This window comes from Brachymonas sp. J145, assembly GCF_036312245.1.
Taxonomy (GTDB): Bacteria; Pseudomonadota; Gammaproteobacteria; order Burkholderiales; family Burkholderiaceae_C; genus Brachymonas; species Brachymonas wangyanguii.
Genome location: NZ_JAZDCI010000001.1, coordinates 415,205 through 429,057 on the forward strand (window position 1 = coordinate 415,205; position 13,853 = coordinate 429,057).

Below are 13,853 nucleotides of genomic sequence, written 5' to 3' on the forward strand. Positions count from 1 at the left end.
GAAGAAGTTGAAGTCACGACACGCTATCCTTGCTTGACCGGTGCACGCACTTGCTGCCGTGCACCAAACCGCCATTGTCCCGCAAATTGCCGCTGGCGGCTTGCGCTAGATCTCGACCTTGGAACCGAGTTCGACCACGGCATTGCTGGGCAGGCGCAGGAAGTCGGCCGCACCACTGGCGTTGTGGTGCATTTGCGCGAACAGCTTTTCGCGCCAGGGGGCCATGCCATCGCCCAGCGTCGGCACCACGCTGTCACGCGACAGGAAGTAGCTGGTCTGCATCGGATCCAGGCAGCAACCCTGCTGCTGCAGGGACTCCAGCGCCAGCGGCAGGTTCACCGCATCCATATAGCCATAGTGCACCACCACCTGCCAGCAGTCATGCCCCAGCGCCTGCATCTCCAGCCGCTGTTCGGGATCGACCCAGGGCACTTCGTGGCTGCGCACCGTGACAAACAGGTTCTGCCGATGCAGCACCTTGTTGTGCTTGAGGTTGTGCAGCAACGCATTCGGCACATGGCCGGCCTGCGCCGTCAGGAACACCGCCGTGCCATCCACGCGCGCTGGCGGTGCCTGGAATACCGATTCCAGAAAGCCGCCCAGTTCCAGCCCTTCGGACAGCAGCTTGCGGTTGAGCAGGTTGCGGCCATCGCGCCAGGTCAGCATCAGCATGAAGATGGAGCCGGCAATCACCAGCGGGAACCAGCCACCATGCACCAGCTTGAGCAGATTGGAGGCCCAGAAGGCGATATCGATGACGAAGAAGAAGCTGGTGGCACCCAGTGCCAGCAGCAGCGGCATGCGCCAGGCGTAACGGATGACGAAGAAGGTCAGCACGGTGGTGATCAGCATGTCGGTGGTGACGGCAATGCCATAGGCCGCCGCCAGGTTGGACGAGGAGCGGAACAGCGCCACCGCCAGCGCAATCATAACAAACAGGCCCCAGTTGACCAGCGGGATGTAGATCTGGCCGCTTTCGCGCGCGCTGGTATGCATCACCTGCAGCCGTGGCAGGTAGCCGAGCTGGATCACCTGCTTGGTGACGCTGAAGGCGCCGGAAATCAGCGCCTGCGAGGCGATCACGGCGGCACAGGTGGCCAGCACCACCAGCGGGATCAGCAGCCATTCGGGTGCCAGCATGAAGAACGGGTTTTGCACGGCGGCCGGGTTGTCAAGCAGCAGCGCGCCCTGGCCGAAGTAGTTGAGCGTGAGCGCCGGCATGGCAATGCTGAACCAGGCGATGCGGATCGGCCGCTTGCCGAAGTGGCCCATGTCGGCATAGAGCGCCTCGCCACCGGTGACGCACAGCACCACCGCCCCGAGGATGATGAAACTGGTGCCGGGGTTCTCCCAGATGAAGGCCCAGGCATAGTGCGGACTGATGGCGCGCAGGATTTCCGGGTGGTCGACGATGTGCAGCACGCCGAGCGCGGCAATCACCAGGAACCAGAACACCATCACCGGGCCAAAGAAGCGGCCGATGCCGGCGGTGCCGTATTTCTGCATGCTGAACAGCAGCAGCAGGATCAGCAGCGTGATCGGGATCACGTAGGTGCGGAAGCCGGACGACACCACTTCCAGGCCCTCGACGGCCGACAGCACGGAAATCGCCGGGGTGATGACGCCATCGCCATAGAACAGGCAGGTGCCAAAGACGCCGACCAGCAGCATCACGCGGCGCAACCGCGGCCGGTCCTGCACCGCCTGCGAGGCCAGCGTCAGCATGGCGATCAGGCCTCCTTCGCCATTGTTGTCGGCGCGCAGCACCAGTGTCACGTACTTGAGCGAGACGATGGTGGTCAGGGTCCAGAACAGGATGGAGAGCACGCCATAGACATTGGCGTAGGTGAAGGCGACATGGCCGGAGCCGAAGACTTCCTTGACCGCGTAGAGCACGCTGGTGCCGATGTCGCCATAGACGATGCCGATCGCGCCCAGGATCAGGGCGGGAAGCGAGGACTTGTGCGCAGAATGCTGATGCACGATCTAACAATCCGCCGGCCGGGGGCGCAGCAGTGAATGCCTCCAGTAATGGCTGGTGGTGTGCTGGGCCATGCTGTAACAGCATGCACACACCGTGGCGTATTCTGCATCAATTCTGCCTCTTGCAGTGCATCTGCTTCCAAAACGCAACAGGCTGCCGAAGCAGCCTGTGTCGTGATGCTGCCGTCAGGCAGCGTCAGGCGCGGCGCAACATCCGTGCCAGGAAAATCACCACGACCGCACCCACTGTGGCGGTGACGATGCTGCCGATGGCACCCGTAGCGCCCAGCCCCAGCAGGCCGAACAGGAAACCGCCGAGCAAGGCACCAACAATGCCGAGCCCGATATTGGCCAGCACGCCGTAGCCGCTGCCTTTCATGATGAGGCCGGCCAGCCAGCCGGCAATCAGGCCGATGATGAGCCAGTACAGAATCGACATATCACTTCTCCCTTGTGTTTGCAGGCGGGCCGCTTGGGCGACCCCGGATGTCTGCAGTATCCACGTGCAGCAGTGCCGACGCTGTAGGACAGGGGCGCAGGCCGCTGTCGCGCTCAGGCCGGCATGGCGTCGAGCAGGCGCTGGCGCGTGGCTTCGGCCTCGCGGCGCGCGGCGGCCGCGTAGTCATCGCCAGAGCTGGCGTAGAGGATGGCGCGCGAGGAGTTGACGATGGCAAAACCGCTGCTGCGGATGCTGCCGTCGGCAGCACGCGTACCGCGCCAGCCGGCCTGGATGGTGGCTGCGGCATCACCGCCCTGGGCTCCAACGCCGGGAATCAGCAGCGGCACGCTGGGCGCCAGCTCGCGCACGCGCGCCAGTTCCTGCGGGTAGGTCGCGCCCACCACCAGGCCGAGCTGGCCGTTCAGGTTCCACGGGCCTTGCGTCTGGCTGGCGATATGCTCGTACAGCAGCGGCTGGCCGACAACGTCGCGCAACGGCTGCGCCTGCAGGTCATTGCCGCCGGGGTTGGACGTGCGGCAGAGCAGGAAGGCGCCCTTGCCATGGCGGCGCAGATAGGGCTCGACCGAATCGAAACCCATGAAGGGCGACAGCGTGACGGCATCGCAGCCATAGCGCTCGAAGGCCTCGATCGCGTACTGCTCGGCGGTGCTGCCGATGTCGCCGCGCTTGCTGTCGAGGATGACCGGCACCTGGGGCGCCACGGCGCGGATGTGCTGCACCAGGCGTTCCAGCTGTTCCTCGGCGCGGTGCGCAGCAAAGTAGGCAATCTGCGGCTTGAAGGCGACCGCCAGATCCGCGGTGGCATCGATGATGGCAGCGCAGAAATCGTAGATGCGGCCGGCATCACCCTGCCAGGGTTGCGGGAAGCGCGCCGGGTCGGGATCCAGGCCGACGCACAGCTGGGACTGGTTGCGCTGCTCGGCAGCGGCAAGCATTTCGAGGAAGGTCATGACGGGATTCCGGAATCAGGAGAGGAAACAGGGCTGCGACGCTGCTGCAGCAGGTCGGCGGCCAGGCACAGGTCGGACCAGGCACGCGGCTTGGCTTCGGGGTGGCGCAGCAGGAAGTCGAGCGGGTAGCTGACCACCACGGGAATATCGGCCAGGACGGGCTGCAGGTCGGCGTCTTCGGGTGGCAAGTGGATGCGTGCCGGCTGGCCACGCAACTGGCCGAGCGGCTGTTCGCTGCGCAACAAGGCCCAGGCGGCGGCACGGCCCAGCGCCACGATCAGGTCCGGCTGGTACAGCGCGATGTCGCGGCGCAGCCAGGCCGAGCAATGGCCGACTTCGGCCGGGGTGGCGACGCGGCCTTCGGGCGCGCAGCGCGTGGCGTGCACGCGGCGCACCTGCGCGGCGGGCAGACGCAAGGCAGCCAGCATCTGTTGCAGCAGCTTGCCGGTATCGCCCTGGGCCGGCTGGCCGCTGGCGTTTTCAGCAGCGCCGGGGGCATCGATCACGAACAACCAGCGCGGGCCTTCCGCCGGGATCGGCGTGGCGTCCCAGACGCTGTGCTGGCGCGTGCGGTGCAATTCACAACCTTTGCAGCTGTCGGCGAGTTGCTGCAGTTGCGGCAGCGATTGGCCTTGCAGCAAGGGCAGTGGCTGCAGACCGGTATCGGTAGCGGCGAAGGCCGCAGGCGTGGCAACCGGCGCGGGCGGGCGCGGGCGGATCGGCTCGGGCACGGGAGCGGGCACCGGGGTCGGCACAGGCGCAACCACAGGCTCTGCTGCCGGCGCGATAGCATCGGCGACGGCAGCGACCGGTGCTGCGGCCTCGGGCAAGGGCAGCCAGACGCGCACGCCCATCTCGGCCAGCATGGCGCGCTGGCGGCGATCCAGCATCAGGGCCATGGCGGCAGGCCGCTGGCGTGGCGGCAGGAAGGGGAAACGGAGCGTGTTTGCATGAGAGTGCCTATTGTCGCAAAGAATCGCCACCCGGGCTGGGGGCGATTCCGGGGTGCTTCAATCCGGCAGCTGCAGGCACATCACGGTCGCAGCCTCGCGGCCGCCGCCTAGTGCCGGGTAGTAGTCCTTGCGCCGCCCCATCTCCACATAGCCCCAGCGCTCGTAGACCTGGCGCGCACGCGGGTTGCTGTCGCGCACTTCCAGCCAGATCTGGCGCGCGCCATGCAGCACCGCCCAGGTCTGCAGCTGGCGCAGCAGCAACTGGCCCCAGCCCTGCCCCTGCAGCCGCGGGTGCACCGCCACATTCAGCAAGTGCGCCTCTTCCACGCCCAGCAACGCGACAAAATAGCCCGCCAGCACTTCGCGATCACGCTCGGCGCGCAGGCGCAGCAGCTGCACCGTGTAGCGGCCGCTGCTGTCGTCCAGGATGCTGATGAAGTTCTGCCGCGACCAGGGCAAGGGGTAGGCGGCCTGTTCCAGCGCCAGGATCTCGTCCAGATGCGCACGGTGCGCCTGGGTGAAGCGCACGCCAGTCTGCGGTATGGCTTCGTGCTGCATCAGGCCTTGCCAGCTGCTGCCTTGGCGGCTTCGCGCTCGGCCGTGGTCTGTGCCACCTTGTTGCGCACGTAGCGCGGCAGTGCCAGCGCGGCATCCACGGCCTGGCCTTGTTGCAGCAAGGCCGGCGCCAGCCGCAGCATGGCATCGGCCACCGGCATGGCGTGCGCCACCTGCAAGGGCATGCGCTCGCCATAGACCGCTTGCACATTGCCGGCACACCGCGCATCGGCGGTCAAGCCGGGCACGGCCAGCAGGTCTTCCGGGCGTGCCAGCACGGCATCGTGCAGCGGCTCCCAGTGCGGTGCACCATCGGGCAGCGGCTGCCAGCGCCAGCCGGCCACGTAGATCTCGTCCATGCGCGCATCAAGCAGCGCCCAGACCGTGTCGCCCGGCTGCAGCGGATGGCGGCTACGGTAGTCTTCGGCCGTCACCATCAGGGTATCCAGCGGCAGCAGCGGCAGCTCCGCCCCCAGCGCCAGCCCCTGCGCCACCGAGCAGGCAGTACGCAGCCCGGTGAACGATCCCGGACCGGCGCCAAAGGCAATCGCGTCGAGTTGCGGCAGCGTCAGGCCGGCCTGCTGCAAGAGCTGCAGCAGCACCGGAATCAGCGTGGCAGACGATTGGGCCGATCCGGCGCCGGCATATTGCTGCAGCGCAGGCGGCTCGCCGGCGATGGCGCAACCAGCGGCCCACTCGCCTACGGCGATCGTCAGCTCGCTGGTGCCGGTATCCATGGCCAGCAGGTGCAGGGGGGCCGCCGCATCCCACTGGCGCAGGACGGGCAGCGTGGAGGCATCGGCAGGGGGTGAAACAGCGTCGCTCATGATGCCCCGCATTGTTCCACAGTCGCGTGGCGGCCATGGCATGATGCGGACAGATTCCCGGAGATTTCGCCTGCCATGTCCCAGCCTGTATCGACCCTCTCCCTGAAACAGCGCCTGCGCCGCTATCTGTCCGTGCTGTTGCCGCTGACGCTGCTGACACCGCTGCCTGTCTCGCAGGCGCAACCACTGGCGCTGCAGGCCCCGGCCCAGCCCTTGCCGGTCGAGGTAACGGCACCGCTGCAGCGCGTGGGCATGCCGCTATCGCAAGTAGCCCTGCTGGTGGCTCCGGCCGATGGCGGCCTGCCGCTGGTCAGCCACAACGTGACGCAGGCCATGAATCCGGCCTCGGTGATGAAGCTGGTCACCACCGGCATCGCGCTGGACCAGCTCGGCCCCGGCTTCCGCTGGAACACGCGCCTGTGGAGCGATGGCAGCGTGCGCCAGCAGGTGCTGCAGGGCAATCTGTATGTGCAAGGCAGCGGCGATCCCGGCCTGGTGCAGGAGCGGCTCTGGCTGCTGCTACGGGCGCTGCGCGAACGCGGCGTGCAGCGCATCAGCGGCGATCTGGTGCTGGACAACAGCGTGTTCCAGCTGCCCGCGCGTGATCCCGGCGCCTTCGATGGCGAGACGTTGCAGCCCTATAACGCGCAACCGGACGGCCTGCTGGTGAACTACAAGTCCTTTGTGCTGCAGCTCCAGCCCGATGCCAGCCAGAACATGGCCCAGCTGCGGCTGGATCCGCCGATGGCCGACAGCGGCATTCCGGCCAGCCTGCCGCTGGATGCCGGCAGCTGCAACGGCTGGATCGCCCAGCTGGAAGCACGCAGCCAGGCACAGCGCCAGATTGCACTACCCGCCAGCTACCCGGCCAGCTGTGGCGAGCAGCAATGGCTGGCGGCCTGGCCGCAGCCGCAAGAACAGGCCGGCAAGGCCATCCTCGGCATGTGGCAGAGCCTGGGTGGCCAGCTCGAAGGCCGGGTACGCTACGGCAGCACGCCGGCCGCCCTGCTGCGCGGCACGCCGCTGGCCAGCAGCGAGTCCGAGCCACTGCCCCAGGCGGTACGCAACATCAACAAGTTCAGCAACAACGTGATGGCCCAGCAGCTGTTCCTGACGCTGGGCGTGCAGCGCTATGGCCAGGGTCATTTTGCCGGCGCCCAGGCCGCGGTGCAGGACTGGTGGCAGCGCAAGCTCCGGCCTTATGCGCCGCCAACGCCGGTGAACGGCTCCGGCCTCTCGCGTGATGGTCGCATCACCGCGGCATCGCTTGGCGGTTTGCTGCAGTACATGTGGAGTTCGCCGATGATGCCGGATTTTGTCGCCTCCTTGCCGATGTATGGCATGGACGGCACGCTGCGTCGCCAGGCCACCGGCCTGCCCGGCCGCGCCCATCTGAAGACCGGCACCTTGCGCGATGCCAATGCGCTGGCCGGCTATGTCACTGGCCTGGATGGCCGCCGCTACGTGCTGGTGGCCATGGCCAATGGCGCCGAAGCCGGCCGCGCCCGTGACGCCTTCTACCAGCTGGTGGAATGGACCGCGATGCAACCGGGCACGCGCTGATGGCCGATCTCGGCACGCTGGCCGGTTATGCGGCCGCCACCCTGACCACCATCAGCTTTGTGCCGCAGGCATTGCACAGCTGGCGCACGCGCGACGTCGCCGGTATCTCGCTTGGCATGTACAGCCTGTTCACGCTGGGCGTGGCGCTCTGGCTGGCCTATGGCCTGTGGCTGCATTCCTGGCCGATGGTGATTGCCAACAGCATCACGCTGCTGCTGGCCAGCATGATCCTGGGCCTGAAAATCCGCTACCGGCACGGCAAGCCGCCGACATTCGGAGACAGATAAAGGAAATTACGCGCTTTTGCCGCGTATTGACTACAAGAAGGCCAACTCAAGCCGCTGCAGCGCGCTGCAGGCGATCGGCCACGCCAGCCCAGTCGGCATGCGCCGGCACCGCTTCGACCCAGATCTCGCGCACGCCCTGCGCATCAAAATCACGCAACTGGGCAAACAGCTGCTGCGCGGTAGCAGCGGCATCGTCCGGCATGGCGACCCGCTGCGCCATGCCCGGCAAGGTCGTACGGCTCCAGATAACGACATCTGACGGCAAGTTACCGTCTTTTGCACGCTCTTGCAGCAATTTTGTCGGCATCAGCACGACCCGCGCCTGCGGTGCATAGTGTGCCGTCAGCGTGCCCGAGGCGCGCGGCGCCGCCTGGCGCGTGGCGGCTTCGTGCGGCAGCAGCACGCGGATGCCGGTACGCGCCTCCACCATTTCCGGCGTGATGATGCCGGGGCGCAGCAGCACCGGCTGGCCGCGCGTGCAATCGATGATGGTGGATTCAATGCCAACCTGGCAGGCACCGCCATCAAGCACGGTCAGACTGTCGCCAAACTCCTGCTGCACATGGGCGGCGGTGGTCGGGCTGACACGGCCAAAGGTGTTGGCGCTGGGTGCAGCCACGCCCTTGACGCCCAGTGCCGCAGCAAGCTGCAGCACCGCATGCGCCACCGGGTGCGAAGGACAACGCAAGCCAACCGAATCCTGCCCACCGGCAGCCGCCTGCGCCATGCCATCGCGGCGCGGCACGATCACGGTGAGCGGCCCCGGCCAGAAGGCCTGCATCAGGCTGGCGGCATGGGTGGGTGCCTGTTCCAGAAAGTCTGGCGCCACAAAGGCTGCGGCGCTGGCCAGATCCGGCACATGCACGATCAGCGGGTGGCTGGCTGGGCGCTGCTTGGCGGCAAAAATGGCGGCCACGGCGGCATCGTCATCGGCGCGCGCCGCCAGGCCGTAGACAGTCTCGGTCGGCAGGCCGAGCAGCTGGCCATCAGCCAGCACCTGCGCGGCCTGCTGCAGCGCCTGCTGGCGCTCGTCAGCGGCGATGTCCGGGGTAGCTTTCAGCAGCATCTGGTATTTATCGTCTGCGAACTGCCGCCATCAGGCGGCAACTTGCAGGCGTTCGTAGGGCAGGCCCAGAATCTGCGCGACTTGCGCTGCCTTGTCCTGCAACATGTCCACGCTGGCGGCGGTGATGGTGACATGGCCCATCTTGCGGCCGCGCTTGACGTCCTGCTTGCCGTACAGGTGCAGGTGCACGCCGGGCAGGCGCTGGATTTCTTCCCAGGGCGGAATGCGCTGTTCACCAGCGGCATCGGACCAGACATCGCCCAGCAGGTTGAGCATGACCGAGGGGCTGTGGTGGCGCGGCTGTACCAGTGGCAGGTGCATGGTGGTGCGCAGCTGCAGCTCGAACTGGCTGTGCTCGCAGGCATCGATGGTGTAGTGGCCGCTGTTGTGCGGGCGCGGCGCCATCTCGTTCACCACCCAGCTGCCATCGGCCAGGATGAAGTATTCGACACAGAGCACGCCCACGTATTCCAGGCCGGCGGCGATGCGGCCGGTGGCCTCGACCAGCTGCTGCGCCAGGTGCTCTGGCACGGCCCCGGGGAAGGCATAAGTAGTGGCGAGGATACCGCCATGGTGCACGTTGCGCTGCGGCTGGAAATGCACCAATTGACCCTGCACGTCACGTGCCACGATCACCGAGCACTCCAGTGCCAGTTCGAGTTTTTTCTCGAGCACGCAAGGCACGCGACCCATCTCGACCCAGGCCTGCACCAGTCCGGCACGATCCTGCACCACCGACTGGCCCTTGCCGTCGTAGCCCATGCGCGCCGTCTTCAGGATAGCGGGAAACATGGCGTCGGTCACGTCCTGCAGCTCGGCGTCAGACGCGATGCTGGCAAACGGAGCGCAGCGCACGCCGCAGCGCGTGAAGTGCTCCTTCTCCTGCACGCGATCCTGGGCAATCGCCACGGCATGGGCCGGCGGCGATACCGGCTTGCGCTCGGCCAGCCAGGCCAGCGCGGCAGCCGGCACGTTCTCGAATTCGGTGGTGATGCCATCGCAGGCATCGGCCAGCTGCTGCCAGCCGGCGGCATCGTCATAGGCCGCCACGACCTGCTGCTGGCTGGCCTGGCCGGCCGGGCCATCGGCCTGCGGGTCCAGCACCACGGTGTCATAGCCCATGGCCTGCGCTGCGTGCACCAGCATGCGTCCCAGCTGACCGCCACCCAGCACGCCCAGCGTGGTGTGCAGGCTGTCGGTATCGCTGTCAGCGCGCACGGTCTGTACCATGCCTGCGTCCTGTTCGCTCATCAGACCGTGCCTTTCTGCTGGTTGACCGGCAGCGCCATGGCGCGTGCGGCTTCGGTCTGGCGCTGGCGGAAATCATCCAGCTTCTGGCGCAGCGCCGGATCGTGATTCGCCAGCAGCGCCACGGCAAACAGCGCGGCGTTGGCAGCACCGGCCTGGCCGATGGCAAAGGTGGCGACCGGCACGCCCTTGGGCATCTGCACGATGCTGTGCAGGGAATCCACGCCCTGCAGGTGGCGCGAGGCCACCGGCACGCCGAGCACCGGCACGGTCGTCTTGGCAGCCACCATGCCCGGCAGGTGCGCCGCACCGCCGGCACCGGCGATGATGGCCTGCAGGCCGCGTTCGGCAGCCGTTTCGGCATAGGCAAACATGTCATCGGGCATGCGGTGGGCGGATACCACGCGCGCTTCAAAAGCAACGCCGAATCCCTGCAGGATCTCGACGGCATGCTGCATGGTGTCCCAGTCGGAATTGGATCCCATGATGACGCCTACTTGCACCTGGCTCATTGGCTGACTCCTGTTGTCTGGATGGTTGCGGATGTGCAGAAACACGAAAAGCCGGTTGCCCTGACGACCACCGGCTGGCACGGCTTGAAATACCGGCCACACATCCCACATGAATAAAACGTGCCTGCAATAGGCCACAATCCCTCTATTGTAAGGTTGGGCACCCTGTCCAGCCAAGCCCCCTCCCCAGCCCTTTCGCCACACCATGATCGATATCACCACCGAAAACTTTGAATCCGACGTCATCGTCGCCTCGCAAACCACCCCCGTGCTGATCGATTTCTGGGCACCCTGGTGTGGCCCTTGCAAGCAGCTGATGCCGGTGCTGGAAAAGCTGGAGACCGATTACGCCGGCCGCTTCACCCTGGCCAAGATCAACGTCGATGACGAGCAGCAGATTGCCGGCATGTTTGGCGTGCGCAGCGTGCCCACGGTGATCCTGATGGTCAACGGCCAGCCGGTCGACGGCTTTGCCGGCGCCCAGCCCGAAGGCCAGATCCGCGCCCTGCTCGACAAGCACCTGCCGGCCCCGGAAGAAGTCGCGGCCCAGCAGGAAGAAGACGAAGCCCAGGCTGCGCTGCAGGCCGGCGATACCGATACCGCCCTGGAAAAGCTGCAGCACGCCGTCGCCACCGACCCGGCGAATGACGATGCGCGCTTCGACTACATCAAGCTGCTGCTGCAGCTGGATCGCCTGGACGATGCCAAGGTCGCCTTTGCCCCGGTGATTGCCAAGGCGGCCAGCGTGCAGCGCCTGGGCAGCCTGCAGCAATGGATGGATGCGCTGGACGCCAGCGAGAGCGGCGAAGATCTGGCCGCGCTGGATGCCCGCATCGCCGCCAACAAGCGTGATTTTGACGCCCGCTTCGCGCGTGCCCAGCGCCTGATGGCCAGCCAGCAGTGGACCGATGCCATGGATGAACTGCTCGAGATCCTGATGCGCGACAAGACCTGGAACGACGGCCAGGCGCGCAAGAGCTATATCGCCATCCTGGACATCATCGAACCGCCGGCCGTGGCCGTGGCCGAAGGCCAGATCCCGCCCGAAGACCCGACCGTGGCCACCTACCGCCGTCGCCTGAGCAGCGTGATCCTGAGCTGATCGCCCCTATCCGATGACCAAAGGCGCCTGATGGGCGCCTTTTGCATGCAGAAGCCGGGTTTTACTGCCGTACGCGGATCAGCTTGCCGTCCGGGTTGTCGGTGACCACGTAGAGCCAGCCGTCCGGTCCCTGCTTCACGTCGCGGATACGGTGGCCGACCTTGTCGAGCAGCTTGTGCTCGGCCACCACCTTGCCGTTCTTCAGCTCCAGCCGAGCCAGATACTGGAACTTGAGGGCGCCCACCATCAGGTTGCCCTTCCAGCCCGGATAGCGCTCGCTGGTGACAAAAGCCATGCCGGATGGAGCGATGGACGGATCCCAGAAGTGCAGCGGCTCTTCAACGCCGGGCAGGCTGGGCTTGCCGGTGCCGATCGGGCCGCCACCGTAATCGACACCCTTGCTGGTTTCCGGCCAGCCGTAGTTCTTGCCCGGCCTGGGCAGGTTGATCTCGTCGCCGCCCTGCGCGCCATGCTCGTGGATCCAGTACGTGCCATCGGGTGCCAGCGTGGCGCCCTGCGGGTTGCGGTGGCCATAGCTCCAGATTTCGGGCAAGGCATCGCGCCGGCCAAAGAAGGGATTGTCACGCGGCACCGAGCCATCCTTGCCCACGCGAACCACCTTGCCGTGGTGGTTGCCCAGCCGCTGCGCATCATGGCGCTGGCTGTAGCGATCACCCAGCGTCAGGAACAGCGTGCCGTCGGGCTTGCCAGCCACCGTGCGCTCGACAATGCGGCAGCCGAAATGCAGGCTGCTGCGCACCTTGGGCTTTTGACTGAAGATCACCTTCACGTCCTGCAGGCTGCGGTTGTCGGCCGACAGGCGTGCACGCGCCAGCGCGGTGCTGTTGCCACCATTGTCACCGGCTTCGGAAAAGCAGAAGTACAGCGTGCGGTTGCTGGCAAAGCCGCTGTCGGTGATGACGTCCAGCAGGCCGCCCTGGCCGGCATCGACCACGCGCGGCACGCCGGTCACTGGCGCTCCGATGCGGCCATCGGGCTCGATCACGCGCAGCCGGCCGGGTTTTTCCGTCACCAGGAATCGGCCACCAGGCAGAAAGGCTACCGCCCAGGGACGTTCCAGGCCACTGGCAATGGTCTGGCCAGTAGCCGCTTGCGCCAGCAACTGCGGGCTGCTAGCCAGCAGCGCCGCCGCCAGTGCGGCGGAACGCCAGGGAGTCAGATGATGTGGCATGGGCGATCTCCGTCAGGACACTACCGGAGCCGCCACGGGGTCAGCCCTGGTAATTGGGGTAATCGGTATAGCCTTCGCGGCCGCCACCGTAATAGGTGCGGCGATCCGGCTGCTCCAGCGGCCAGCCATGCTGCAGGCGCTGCACCAGATCCGGGTTGGGGATGAAGGGCTGACCAAAGCCTACCAAATCGACCAGCCCCTGCTGCAACAAATGGTTGCCCACCTCCAGCGTCATGGCACCAGCCACGATGATGGCGCCGCGCGGGAAGGCCTCGCGCACCTTGCGCAGAAAGGCTTCGTTCTGGCCCTCGGCATCGGGACGGCCCTGGCCATTGCTTTGGTCCATCAGGTGCACATAGGCCAGCTCGCGCTCGTCCAGCTTGCGGATCAGCTGCAGGTAAGTCTCCTCGAGCTGGGCGTAATCGGGCATGTCATTGAAGCGGCCCCAGGGTGACAGGCGCACGCCGACCTTGCCCGGTGCCGTGGCAGCCACCACGTTGTCCACCACTTCCAGCACGAAGCGCAGGCGATCGTCCATGGTCTGGGCGCCGTACTGGTCGGTGCGGTCATTCACCAGCGGGTTCATGAACTGCTCCAGCAGATAGCCGTTGGCGCCGTGGATTTCCACGCCGTCAAAACCGGCGCGGATAGCGCGGCCAGCGGCCTTGCCGAAATCGAAGGCGGTCTCGCGCACCTCGTCGGTCGTCATCGCATGCGGCTCGGTGGCCTGCACAAAACCGGGCTTGCCATTCAGGTCATAGGCAAACACCTTGGTGTCGGCCGTGCGGGCGGTGGAGCTGTGCGGCTTGCGGCCGTGCAGCAGGTTCTGGTGCGAGGCGCGGCCCACATGCCAGAGCTGGGCGAAGATGGCGCCGCCCTCCTCATGCACGGCTTGCGTGACATGGCTCCAGCCCTCCTGCTGTTCGGGCGTGTACAGGCCCGGCACGTACAGGTTGCCATTGGCCATTTCCGATACCGGCACGCCTTCGCTCACGATCAGGCCGGCACTGGCGCGCTGGCGGTAATAGAGCGCGGTCAGGTCATTCGGCACGGCATCCGGGTTGCGCGCACGGGTCATCGGGGCCATGACGATACGGTTGCGCAGCGGCAGGCCAGACAGCGTGTAGGCATCGAACAACTGGGGCATGAAAATCT

Annotated in this window: 14 protein-coding genes; 3 read left to right on the forward strand and 11 right to left on the reverse strand. The window is 66.4% G+C overall.

Features of this window, described 5'->3' with window-relative positions:
• Positions 1-105: 105 nt before the first annotated feature.
• The 6 genes from V1261_RS01965 to tsaB form a co-directional block, all read right to left on the reverse strand.
• Positions 106-1,983, reverse strand: coding sequence for a potassium transporter Kup (locus V1261_RS01965; protein WP_329769738.1), 1,878 nt, complete (start codon positions 1,981-1,983; stop codon positions 106-108).
• 196 nt (positions 1,984-2,179) lie between these two features.
• Complete coding sequence (locus V1261_RS01970; protein WP_329769739.1) at positions 2,180-2,422, reverse strand: GlsB/YeaQ/YmgE family stress response membrane protein; 243 nt, start codon at positions 2,420-2,422, stop codon at positions 2,180-2,182.
• Between the two features lie 113 nt (positions 2,423-2,535).
• The gene (gene pyrF / locus V1261_RS01975) at positions 2,536-3,393 is read right to left on the reverse strand and encodes an orotidine-5'-phosphate decarboxylase (protein WP_329769740.1); all 858 of its coding nucleotides are present in this window, start codon (positions 3,391-3,393) and stop codon (positions 2,536-2,538) included.
• A complete protein-coding gene (locus V1261_RS01980) occupies positions 3,390-4,292 on the reverse strand; it encodes a uracil-DNA glycosylase (RefSeq protein WP_329769741.1) in 903 nt (300 codons plus the stop codon). Before V1261_RS01980 ends, pyrF begins: the two co-directional genes overlap by 4 nt.
• Before the next feature lie 111 nt (positions 4,293-4,403).
• On the reverse strand, positions 4,404-4,904 hold the full coding sequence (gene rimI, locus V1261_RS01985) for a ribosomal protein S18-alanine N-acetyltransferase (protein WP_329769742.1): 501 nt from the start codon (positions 4,902-4,904) through the stop codon (positions 4,404-4,406).
• A complete protein-coding gene (gene tsaB / locus V1261_RS01990; protein WP_329769743.1) occupies positions 4,904-5,728 on the reverse strand; it encodes a tRNA (adenosine(37)-N6)-threonylcarbamoyltransferase complex dimerization subunit type 1 TsaB in 825 nt (274 codons plus the stop codon). Before tsaB ends, rimI begins: the two co-directional genes overlap by 1 nt.
• 75 nt (positions 5,729-5,803) lie before the next feature.
• On the opposite strand from tsaB, the gene dacB reads away from it, so the two are divergent.
• Positions 5,804-7,291, forward strand: a complete 1,488-nt coding sequence (dacB, locus tag V1261_RS01995; RefSeq protein ID WP_329769744.1) for a D-alanyl-D-alanine carboxypeptidase/D-alanyl-D-alanine endopeptidase — start codon at positions 5,804-5,806, stop codon at positions 7,289-7,291.
• A complete protein-coding gene (locus V1261_RS02000; RefSeq protein WP_329769745.1) occupies positions 7,261-7,578 on the forward strand; it encodes a SemiSWEET transporter in 318 nt (105 codons plus the stop codon). The genes dacB and V1261_RS02000 overlap by 31 nt, the downstream gene beginning before the upstream one ends.
• A gap of 46 nt (positions 7,579-7,624) precedes the next feature.
• Here V1261_RS02000 and V1261_RS02005 read toward each other — a convergent pair whose 3' ends face one another.
• The 3 genes from V1261_RS02005 to purE are packed head-to-tail and all read right to left on the reverse strand — an operon-like array spanning position 7,625 to position 10,404.
• Positions 7,625-8,644, reverse strand: a complete 1,020-nt coding sequence (locus V1261_RS02005; RefSeq protein WP_329769746.1) for an L-threonylcarbamoyladenylate synthase — start codon at positions 8,642-8,644, stop codon at positions 7,625-7,627.
• A 30-nt stretch (positions 8,645-8,674) separates the two neighbouring features.
• Positions 8,675-9,895, reverse strand: a complete 1,221-nt coding sequence (locus tag V1261_RS02010) for a 5-(carboxyamino)imidazole ribonucleotide synthase (RefSeq protein ID WP_329769747.1) — start codon at positions 9,893-9,895, stop codon at positions 8,675-8,677.
• The gene (gene purE, locus V1261_RS02015; protein ID WP_329769748.1) at positions 9,895-10,404 is read right to left on the reverse strand and encodes a 5-(carboxyamino)imidazole ribonucleotide mutase; all 510 of its coding nucleotides are present in this window, start codon (positions 10,402-10,404) and stop codon (positions 9,895-9,897) included. The genes V1261_RS02010 and purE overlap by 1 nt, the downstream gene beginning before the upstream one ends.
• 205 nt (positions 10,405-10,609) lie before the next feature.
• Between purE and trxA the strand changes: the two genes are divergently transcribed.
• Positions 10,610-11,506: a thioredoxin gene (gene trxA, locus V1261_RS02020; protein WP_329769749.1), complete on the forward strand. Its 897-nt coding sequence runs from the start codon at positions 10,610-10,612 to the stop codon at positions 11,504-11,506.
• A 61-nt stretch (positions 11,507-11,567) separates the two neighbouring features.
• On the opposite strand, the gene V1261_RS02025 is transcribed toward trxA, so the two are convergent.
• Both V1261_RS02025 and V1261_RS02030 read right to left on the reverse strand, forming a co-directional pair.
• Complete coding sequence (locus V1261_RS02025; protein ID WP_329769750.1) at positions 11,568-12,698, reverse strand: PQQ-dependent sugar dehydrogenase; 1,131 nt, start codon at positions 12,696-12,698, stop codon at positions 11,568-11,570.
• A gap of 40 nt (positions 12,699-12,738) precedes the next feature.
• Positions 12,739-13,845: an alkene reductase gene (locus V1261_RS02030; protein ID WP_329769751.1), complete on the reverse strand. Its 1,107-nt coding sequence runs from the start codon at positions 13,843-13,845 to the stop codon at positions 12,739-12,741.
• Positions 13,846-13,853: the final 8 nt, after the last annotated feature.